The following is a 9,653-nucleotide window of genomic DNA, read 5'->3' on the forward strand; positions in this document are numbered from 1 at the left end:
TCAGAAATTAATTTCTCCAACTATATATTCCGCCCGTCCGTAACCCGTCACCGCCGGAGCAGGTACGCGCCGGTACGGGGCGGCAGCTTTTTCAGACGGCCTGCAAAACCGGAAAGGCCGTCTGAAAACGAACGGAAGTACGTTTCTGCGGAACCAAAACCACTGCTTACGGTTTGGCCGTTTCCGCTTTCTTAAAGCGCATGACCAGTATCAAAGCGCAGGCGAAGGCCACGGCAATCACCGGAATCGCGGCGGAAATCACCGCGCCGCTTTCGGTGCTGCCTGCCAAAATCAGACCCGCGAGAATCGGCCCGGCGAACGACCCCGCGCGTCCGACGGCAACCGCCGAACCCACGCCCGTCCCGCGGACGGCCGACGGATAAAACATACCCGCCAGCGCATACAGCGCGCCCTGTCCGCCGATAACGAAAATACCGCAGGCAGTCGTAGCCGCAATCACCGCGCCCAGTTCCGCACCGTTGGCCAGCGCATAGAGTGCGCCGAGCATACCCGCGTAAATCATCACGATGACGGCGCGGATATCGGCCTTATCGAGCAGGAAACCCAAAGCCAGCGTACCGAGCGCACCGCCGACATTAAAGCCGATTTGCACATAATTGATTTCTTCGCGGCTGAAATTCTGATTGGCAAACAGAGTCGGCAGCCAGTTGAGCAGCACATACAGCACAATCAGCGTGCAGAAAAAGCTTGCCCACAAAAGCAGCGAACCGAACGCGCGGCCTTCGCCGAACAGAATATGCGAAATCGGATAAGCGCGCTGCTCCGCCTCCAGCTTGTTTTGCAGATAGGCTTTAGATTCGGGCAGCCACAGCCAGATAACCGGAACCAGCAGCAGCGGCGCAAAACCGCCGACATAGAAAATCCATTCCCAGCCAAGCTGCTTGGCCAGAGAAATCGCCACCAGCGAAGTAATGATTCCGCCCGCCGGCACGCCGCAATACATAATGCTGACCGCCGTACCGCGCCATTTCGGATTAACCGCCTCGGTCGCCATCGTAATCAAAATCGGCAGCGCGCCGCCCAGCCCCAAACCCGTCAGAAAACGCGCGGCCAAGAGCAGCGGAAACGACTCCGCATGGGCGGTCAGCACCGACATCACCCCGAACAAAACCGTGTTCACCATCAAAACCGGCTTGCGCCCGTACATATCGGCGAGCTTGCCCGCCAGCAACGCCCCCGGCAGCGTACCCAGCGTGGCGGCGGAAAACGCCCAGCCCAACTGCTTGGGATCCAGCTCGAAAGCCTCGCGCATCATCGGCGCGGCCACGCCCATGGATTGCAGGTCGAAGCCCTCCATCAGCGCGAGTATGAAACAGATAGCCAGCGTGATTTTGGCACTGTTCTGTATGGTTCTTCCTTCGGCAACCATCGTGATTTCTCCTTATTTCTTGATTGTGCTGTTTTCAGCATCAGGCCGTCTGAAAATGCATGCATTAGTAAATTCATCCAGCTGAGACCTTTGCAGAGATATTTAAAATCCTTTAGCCGTCATTAGCTGAGCGGGGGGAGCGAAGCGGACTTGTACAGCTAATGACGTCGCTAAGTGTTTCAGCTTTTTTGCAAAGGTCTCAGCCTGCGTGTTTTTTACCGTTTTCCGTACTTCAAGGCGCAATGAAGCGGAACGGATCCTCTTCCTGCCCGTACAAGGCCTCGATTTCCCGGCTGCGGCGGCTGCGCAGCAGGCGCTGGTTGAGCGTGCCTTTGTCGGTTGTCTCGCCCAAGCCGACATCCGCCGGCTCCGCCATCAGATACAGGCGCGCAATGCGTTTGGAGCTGGCCGAATAGCCTTGGTTGATTCTGCCCATAAACGCACCGAACCACGCCTGCACCGGTGCGCTGGCCAACACGTCCCGCCAATCCGCGTCACTGCCCAAACCGCTCATGCGGCGGGTAACGGTCGGCTTGGGAAACACCAGCGCGCCGATTTCGTCCCTGCCCTCGCCCGCCAGCACCACGTCTTCAATCAGCTCGTTGCCCTGAATCAACATACGGTTACGCAACTCACCCACGTTGACAAAAGTACCGGTGACCAATTTGAAATCTTCGGCAATGCGGCCGTCGTACACCAAACCGTCTTCGATATTATCGGGATTCAGCAGGCGCACGGCGTCGCCGGTGCAGTAAAAGCCCTCTTCGTCGAAGCTGCCGCGCGGATTATCGTGCCGCCAGTAGCCCGGCATCACATGCGGCCCGCGCACGCGCAGCTCCAGCTTCCCATCAACCGGCACCAGCTTCACCCCGCAACCGGGCGCGGGGAAACCGACGAAACCGGCCTCGAGATTCGACGGCCCGGTGGTAAACGTGCAGGAAGGCGACGTTTCCGTCATCCCCAGCCCCGCCATAATGCGGATACGTTCGCCGCAATGGGCGTAGCTGATGTCGGACAGCTTCTGCCACAAATCCTGCGACAAAGCCGCACCGGCGAAGAAAAACAGTTTCACGTTTTTGAAAAACGTTTCGCGCAGCCCCGCATCCTCCTGCAAAGCATTGGCCAGCTGCGCCCACGCCACCGGCACGTTCAGATACATGGTCGGCGAAATCTCTTTCAGATTGCGTATGGTTTCGCCGAAACGGCCGGGCACGGGGCGGCCGTCGTCGATGTAAAACGTACCCGCGTTATACAGCGCGATACCGAGGTTGTGGCTGCCGCCGAAAGTGTGGTGCCAGCTCAGCCAATCCACCAATACCGGCGGCTCGTCTTCCATCATGGCCAAAGTCTGGCGCAGCATCTGCTGGTTGCTGCACAGCATTTTGTGGGTGGTCGGCACCACTTTCGGCAGTGCGGTCGAGCCGGAGGTAAACAGGAATTTGGCAATATCGTCAGGCCGGATTTGCGCGTGGCGCGCCTCCACCTCATCCGTAGCCGGAACAGACAGCAAATCGTCGAACTTCAGACAAGCATGCCCTTCCAAATCGCCCGTGGTCGTGATAATCGGTTTGCCGAGCTGGCCGCAGGCTTCCAAATGCCGTCTGAAACCCGTGCCCTCTCCTGCAAAAAACATCCCCGGCGTCAGCGTATCGATGACGTGCCGCAGCTTGTCGGGCTGCTCCGCCACCAGCGAATAAGCGGGCGCGACAAAGGCATAAGGCACACCGGCGAGCATGGCGCCGAAATTGAGCAGGAAAGCCTCCAGCGAGTTTTCCGACAAAATCATCAGCGGCCGCTCGGCGGAAAGACGGTAAGGCAGCAGGGCTTGGGCGATGTTGCGTGCGGCAGCCAGCGTTTCGGCATAGGTGTAGCGCACCCATTCCCCGCCGTCTCCCCGACGCGCGGCAAACAGGCGGTCGGGATATTTTTCGGCGTTTTCATACAGACGCTGCGACAACACTTCGGGATAAGGCTTCAACGCTTCCTGCGGGGTGATATAGAACGCGCCCGCCGCTTCGCGGACGGTCACTTCGTGACCGCCCAGCCTGACGGGGCGGATGGGATAGTCGAGATAAGATGGTGCGTGCATGCTGTTTCTCCTCTCAGCATTGTTTCAGACGGCCTTGCGGTTTTCCGCTTTAATTGTTATCAAAGGCCGTCTGAAAACAGGTTTCAAATCGGATAGTGTTTGGGCGTACTCCGTACCGTAATCCAACGCAATTCGGTAAACTCGTTAATCGAAGCCGTACTGCCGAAACGCCCGTAGCCGCTTTCCTTCACCCCCCCGAAAGGCATCGGTGCTTCGTCGTCGACCGTGGCCGAATTGATGTGGCAGATACCGCTTTCGATACGGCGGGCAATGCCCATCGCGCGGCCGATGTCGCGGCTGAACACCGCTGCGGACAAACCGAACACCGAAGCATTGGCTTTTTCCACCGCCTCATCGTCATCTTTCACACGCTCCAGCGTACAGACCGGGCCGAACGATTCTTCCGTGTACAGAGCCATTTCCGGCGTTATGCCGTCGAGCAGGACGGGGCTGATTGCCGTACCGTTTACCGTATAGCCGGTCACCGCTTTCGCGCCTTTTTCCTCCGCATCGCGCACCAGCGACAAAATGCGGTCGGCCGAACGCTTGCTCTCCACATGGGCGATGTGTACTTGGGTGCGCGGATCGCCGGTGACGAAACCGTCGATTTTCGCTTTCAGACGGCCTATCAAATCATCGGCCACGCTTTCATGCACCAGCACGCGCTCGGTGCTCATGCAAATCTGCCCTTGGTTGAAAAACGCACCGAACGCAACCGCATTGGCCGCTTCGTCCAAATCCGCATCCTCGCACACAATCACCGGCGCTTTACCGCCCAGCTCCAGCACCACCGGCTTCAAGTATTCGGCGCACTGCTTGGCGATAATCTTGCCGACATGGGTAGAACCGGTGAAATTGACACGCTTGACCGCAGGATGGGCAATCAGTGCCGACACCACTTCGGGCGCATCTTCCGCGCTGTGCGTGACCAGATTGACCACACCGTCGCCCAAACCCGCTTCATTCAATGTTTTCACCAGCAACTCATGCGTGGCCGGACAGTTTTCAGACGCTTTCAGCACCACGGTATTGCCGCAGGCCAACGGCATGGCCAGCGCGCGCGTCGCCAAAATCACCGGCGCGTTCCACGGCGCCATGCCGACCACCACACCGCAAGGCACGCGCAAAGCCATCGCCATCCGCCCCGGAATGTCGCTCGGAATCACATTGCCCTGGATTTGCGTGACCATGCCCGCCGCATCACGCAGCATATTGGCCGCCAGATGGACGTTAAACCCGTACCACGCGCCGCTGGAGCCGGTTTCTTCAATACCGATCCTGACAAACGCTTCCGCACGCGAAGCCAGCAAATCCGCCGCTTTCAGCAAGCGGTTGCGCTTTTCGCCCGGCGGCAGCGCAGACCACACAGGAAACGCTTTTGCCGCCGCATCCACCGCCGCATCCGCGTCCGCCGCCTTACCCGCCGCCGCAACTGTTACGGCTTGGTTTTCCAAAGGGCCAATACGCTCGAAAGTTCTGCCGTCGGCGGTAGGAACGGATTGGCCGTTGATAAACAGATTCACTTGGTTCATAACTGGATTCCTTTATGTATCGAGCTGAACGATTTTTCAGACTGCCTGAACGCTAATGAGCTTACTTCACTTCGTAAAATTTCAGCAACACTTTATCAGGCAGACGTACTGCATAGCAGATGAAGACGGATTGCTCCAACCATTTATATTCAGGGCTGTAAGTTTCAAATTTGCTTACAGTGGCAAAATAAACATGTTTAGGGTCGACAATCTGCCCTTGTGCGACCAGCTTAGCCGCTTCGGGATCATTAATGCGCCGGATACCGGAATTATCGATGTATACGGTTTTACCATCTTCCAGTTTAATGGCATAGCGTGCGGTCAGTTCCGTAAAACCATCAGGGCGGATGACTTGACTGTCTACACCGTAAGGCAGCACCTCTCCTTTCAGCTTGCCGCTTACTTTGCCGCCGGTAATCGAAATCAACTGCCGTCGACCATGCTGGGCATCTTGCCCGACAACCAAAGGCTTGGCCACTTGGATGTCAATCATAAAAGCCGGCTCGAGCGTAGGCTCTTTGATATCGGCAGCTGTTAATCCGGATGCATGAACGGGAAAAGCGGCAACAAAAACAGATAAGGCGAAAGCATATAATTTGTTTTTCATTACAACCTCCAAAATTTTCAAGCAACCTGCAATCTTAACGTTTATAAGTCTGCAAACCCGGTTTAATCGACTTCTCATCCAAAAACTGGCGCATGCCCTCGGCGCGGCCGCCTTCCGGATCGCGGTGCAGGCACTGGTCGAGTTTGGCATACAGATAATCCTCGTTTTGATCCCAAGTCAGCTCGCGGCAGCGTTTGAAGCCGTTTTTCGCATAACGCAGCACCACGGGATTTTTTTCCAGCAGCGTCCGGCACAGTTTTTCCACTTCGCCGCGCAATTCGGCCAGCGGTACGCTCTTGTTGACCAAGCCCATTTCGGCGGCCTGTTTGCCGTTGAAAGTTTCGCCGGTCATGATGTAGTAGAGCGATTGGCGGTGGCCCACCGTATCGGCCATAGCCTTGCTGACCAGATTGCCCGGCGGAATGCCCCAGTTGATTTCAGACAGGCCGAACACGGCTTCGTCGGCGGCAACCGCCAAATCGCAGGCCACCAGCGGCGAAAACGCGCCGCCGAAGCACCAGCCGTTGACCATCGCAATCGTCGGCTTGGAATAAAAACGCAGCAGCTGCCACTGCCAATAGCAGGCTTCGCGGCGGGCTTTTTCCTGAGCGATTTCCGGCTGGCCGTCGGTTTCGCGGAAGTATTCCTTCAAATCCATACCCGCCGTCCACGCACTGCCCTCGCCGGTGATAACCACCACGCCCACCTCCGGGTCCTGTTCCAAAGTTTCCAGAATATCGCCCATTTCGCGGTTCAGCGTCGGGCTCATGGCATTACGCTTGTCGGGACGGTTCAGCGTGACCCAGCCGATTTGGTTTTCCACACTCACTTTGACGGTCTGCCAGCGGTTTTCATAAGACATATCGGTTCCTCCTGCTATTCTAAACGGTCTTAAAACGGATTTCGCTTCCAGTATATTATCAACTAAATTGATATATCAAGCCCTTTTACCCGGCTCAAACCCATTTTGAGAAAAAATAATCATAATATATTATTTTAAAATGATATTTTTTATTTTATTTTGAATGAAATAATTAAAATGTTACCAATTTAAGAAAAATAAAATTTAAAAAATACCGCATTATTATCAAAAAAATTGATATTATATCTTTTCAGACAGCCTGTACGCAGCTTCGACCGAACCACGCAGGCAGCAGAAAGAAAACGAGACCTTTGCAAAGGTTTCCACTTTTCAAAAATCAAAAAAGGCCGTCTGAAACCTTTTACGTTTCCGCTTTTCTCACACAGTCCGAGACCTTTGCAAAAAAGCTGAAACACTCAGCGGCGTCATTAGCTTCGCAAGTCCGCTTCGCTCCCCCCCGCGCAGGCGGGAATCTACCGTTGAAACGGAGTAACTTATTTTAAAACAAAACGTTGCTTAATATTCAAAGTGGATTTCTGCCTGCACGAGGGGAGCGAAGCGGACTTGCGAAGCTAATGACGGCTAAGGGATTTTAAATATTTTTGCAAAGGTCTCGTCCCACGGAGAAATGAAGATGGATTTGAACCGCTTGTTTGAAACCTTAAAAACCGCCGGCTCCGTAACCCCCGGCGAAGCATGGTCGCAAGGACGTTCCCTGTTCGGCGGGCTGACGGCCGCGCTGATGTTGGCCAAATTGCAGCATATCCTCGACTCCCCCCGCCGCCTGCGCTCACTGACCGTGTATTTCGTCGGGCCGGTGGACGCGCGGGAACCGGTCTATTTAGAAGCCCGCATTTTGCGGGTCGGAAAATCTGTGCTTCAAGGCGAAGTGCATCTGCTGCAGGAAGGCGGAGTGCGGGCGGTATTGCTGGCCGCATACGGGGAGGCGAGACATTCGGCGGCCCGGCACACCACCCTTTTGCCCGCCCCGCAATGGCAGCCGCCCCAAAACCTCAGCCGGAAACAGGATTTGAACGGCTTGGAACTGCCTTTCCTGCGCGATCTGGATTTGCGCTGGGCAGAAGGCGCAGAGGCTTTTTCAGGAGCGGAGCAGGCTTCTTTCGGCGCCTACACCCGCCTGCGCAACCAAAGCGGCGCATTCACGCTGCCGCACCTCTTGGTGCTGGCCGACGGCTTCCCGCCCGCCCCTTCGGTTTTGCTGAACCGCATCGCGCCGATGAGCAGCCTGACTTGGACGCTGGAGCTGCTGCACGAGCTTGAAAACATCAGCATGGACGACTTTTGGCAATACCGCGTCGAAACAGACCATGCCGCCGAAGGCTACGGACACACCGAAGCAAAAATGTGGGACGCGCACGGCAACCTGACCTTAATCAGCCGCCAAACCGTCACCGTATTCGGATAAGGCGTACTAATCGAGTGCACATTCCATACAAAAAGGCCGTCTGAAAACCGTGATTTTCAGACGGCCTGCGTTTAAACCCGCTTTCCGGCATACACCGCGCAGGGGAATTTGCTAAAATACGCTGTTTGCCTCGGGCAGTGTATCCTGCCTACCATACAGCCGCGCTCCGGGCGGCCTTTCTGCGTGTGCGATTATGTACAAAGTAATTCCGATTATCCATGTTTTGTCCAAGCTCGGCGTCTTTTTCTCGATGCTGATGCTGGTGCCCACCGTGATGGCTTACCTGCTTGATGACGGCACGTTTTCCGCGTTTGCCCGCACTGTATTGGTCACGCTTTTGGGCTCGGTCACCGTGTGGCTGCTGACGATGCGCTTCCAGCGGGAAATGCGCGTGCGCGACGGTTTTACGCTGGTGATTATGCTGTGGGTGTCGTTTGCGACTTCGGCGGCGATGCCGCTGTATCTGGCTTTACCGGGCATCGGCTTTAACGATGCGTTTTTCGAGGCAATGTCGGGGCTGACGACCACGGGCGCAACGGTGATTACCGGCTTGGACGCGCTGCCGCGCACGCTGAATTTTTGGCGGCATATGCTCAACTGGCTCGGCGGCATGGGGATTATCGTGTTGGCGGTGGCGATTTTGCCGATGCTGGGCGTGGGCGGCACGCAGCTTTTCAAGGCGGAAATTCCGGGCGTGGATAAAGACAGCAAAATGGCGCCGCGCATTTCGCAGGTGGCGAAAAAGCTGTGGCTGTTTTACAGCTTAACCACGCTGGCGGCGCTGCTCGCGCTGCATTGGGCGGGCATGGGCTGGTTTGACGCGCTCTGTCATGCGATGTCGGCGGTGGCGCTGGGCGGCTTTTCCACCCACGATAACAGCATCGCCTATTTCAACTCGGTAGCGGTGGAGTGGACGGTGGCGCTGTTTACGGTATTCGGCGCGGTGAATTTCGCCAGCCATTTTTCGGCACTGGGCAACCGCTCGCTGAAAGTCTATTGGCGGGACGAAGAATGCCGGATGCTGCTTTTGGTGCTGTTCGGCAGCATTGCGGCGGCGGCGGCCTATCTGTGGCAGCAGGGCGTGTATGCTTCGCCGGCCGAATCGCTGCGTTTCGTGGGCTTCAACTTTATCTCCATCGGCCTGGCCAGCGGCTTTGCCAACGCCGATTTTGGTACTTGGCCGCTGTTTGTGTCGCTGTGGATGTTTTTCCTGTCCAACGTATTGGCCTGCTCCGGCTCGATGGGTGGCGGGATTAAAAACGTGCGCGCGCTGGTATTGTTCAAATTCAGCCTGCGCGAGATGACGGTATTGCTGCACCCGCGCGCGGTACGCACGGTCAAGGTCAACGGCCGCACCATTCCCGAGCGTATGGCGCTGACGATTATGTCGTTTATCTTTGTGTATTTTATGACGGTGGTGCTGTTCAGCTTTCTGCTGATGGCTTCGGGGCTGGATTTCGTGTCCGCCTTTACCGCCGTGATTGCCTGCATCACCAATGCCGGCCCGGGCTTGGGCGAAATCGGCCCCGCCCACAATTACGCCGGCCTGAGCGCTTTGCAGAAAGGTTTGTGCACCGTGGTGATGCTGCTGGGGCGTTTGGAGATTTTTACCGTATTGATGCTGCTGACGCCGGCTTATTGGAAGAAATAAGCGATATAGATTGGCTTAAGATGATTGAAAAAAGGCCGTCTGAAAATACGTTTTTCAGACGGCTTTTTGATGTATAGTCATTTAAAATAAGAATGG

7 protein-coding genes are annotated in these 9,653 nt (G+C 56.1%); 2 read left to right on the forward strand and 5 right to left on the reverse strand.

The genetic code is table 11. The features are described 5' to 3' along the window. Nucleotides 1-166: 166 nt before the first annotated feature. The 5 genes from mhpT to BDE01S_RS05220 form a co-directional block, all read right to left on the reverse strand. Nucleotides 167-1,390, reverse strand: a complete 1,224-nt coding sequence (mhpT, locus tag BDE01S_RS05200) for a 3-(3-hydroxy-phenyl)propionate transporter MhpT (protein WP_066078242.1) — start codon at nucleotides 1,388-1,390, stop codon at nucleotides 167-169. Between the two features lie 232 nt (nucleotides 1,391-1,622). After that, nucleotides 1,623-3,479 carry a feruloyl-CoA synthase gene (locus tag BDE01S_RS05205; RefSeq protein WP_066078245.1) on the reverse strand — a complete coding sequence of 619 codons (1,857 nt, stop codon included), beginning with the start codon at nucleotides 3,477-3,479 and terminating at the stop codon, nucleotides 1,623-1,625. An 83-nt stretch (nucleotides 3,480-3,562) separates the two neighbouring features. Continuing rightward, the gene (locus BDE01S_RS05210; protein ID WP_066078248.1) at nucleotides 3,563-5,011 is read right to left on the reverse strand and encodes an aldehyde dehydrogenase; all 1,449 of its coding nucleotides are present in this window, start codon (nucleotides 5,009-5,011) and stop codon (nucleotides 3,563-3,565) included. A gap of 61 nt (nucleotides 5,012-5,072) precedes the next feature. Beyond that, nucleotides 5,073-5,618, reverse strand: a complete 546-nt coding sequence (locus BDE01S_RS05215) for a DUF3237 domain-containing protein (protein ID WP_066078251.1) — start codon at nucleotides 5,616-5,618, stop codon at nucleotides 5,073-5,075. A 34-nt stretch (nucleotides 5,619-5,652) separates the two neighbouring features. Next, the gene (locus BDE01S_RS05220; protein ID WP_066078254.1) at nucleotides 5,653-6,480 is read right to left on the reverse strand and encodes a p-hydroxycinnamoyl CoA hydratase/lyase; all 828 of its coding nucleotides are present in this window, start codon (nucleotides 6,478-6,480) and stop codon (nucleotides 5,653-5,655) included. Nucleotides 6,481-7,114: 634 nt separating this feature from the next. Here BDE01S_RS05220 and BDE01S_RS05225 point away from each other — a divergent pair. After that, on the forward strand, nucleotides 7,115-7,906 hold the full coding sequence (locus BDE01S_RS05225) for an acyl-CoA thioesterase (RefSeq protein WP_066078257.1): 792 nt from the start codon (nucleotides 7,115-7,117) through the stop codon (nucleotides 7,904-7,906). 193 nt (nucleotides 7,907-8,099) lie between these two features. Next, nucleotides 8,100-9,557 (forward strand): TrkH family potassium uptake protein, encoded by a 1,458-nt coding sequence (locus tag BDE01S_RS05230; RefSeq protein WP_066078261.1) that lies wholly within the window; start codon nucleotides 8,100-8,102, stop codon nucleotides 9,555-9,557. The last annotated feature ends 96 nt before the right edge of the window (nucleotides 9,558-9,653 follow it).

Origin of the sequence: Bergeriella denitrificans NBRC 102155 (assembly GCF_001592185.1) — a bacterium.
GTDB lineage: Bacteria > Pseudomonadota > Gammaproteobacteria > Burkholderiales > Neisseriaceae > Neisseria > Neisseria denitrificans.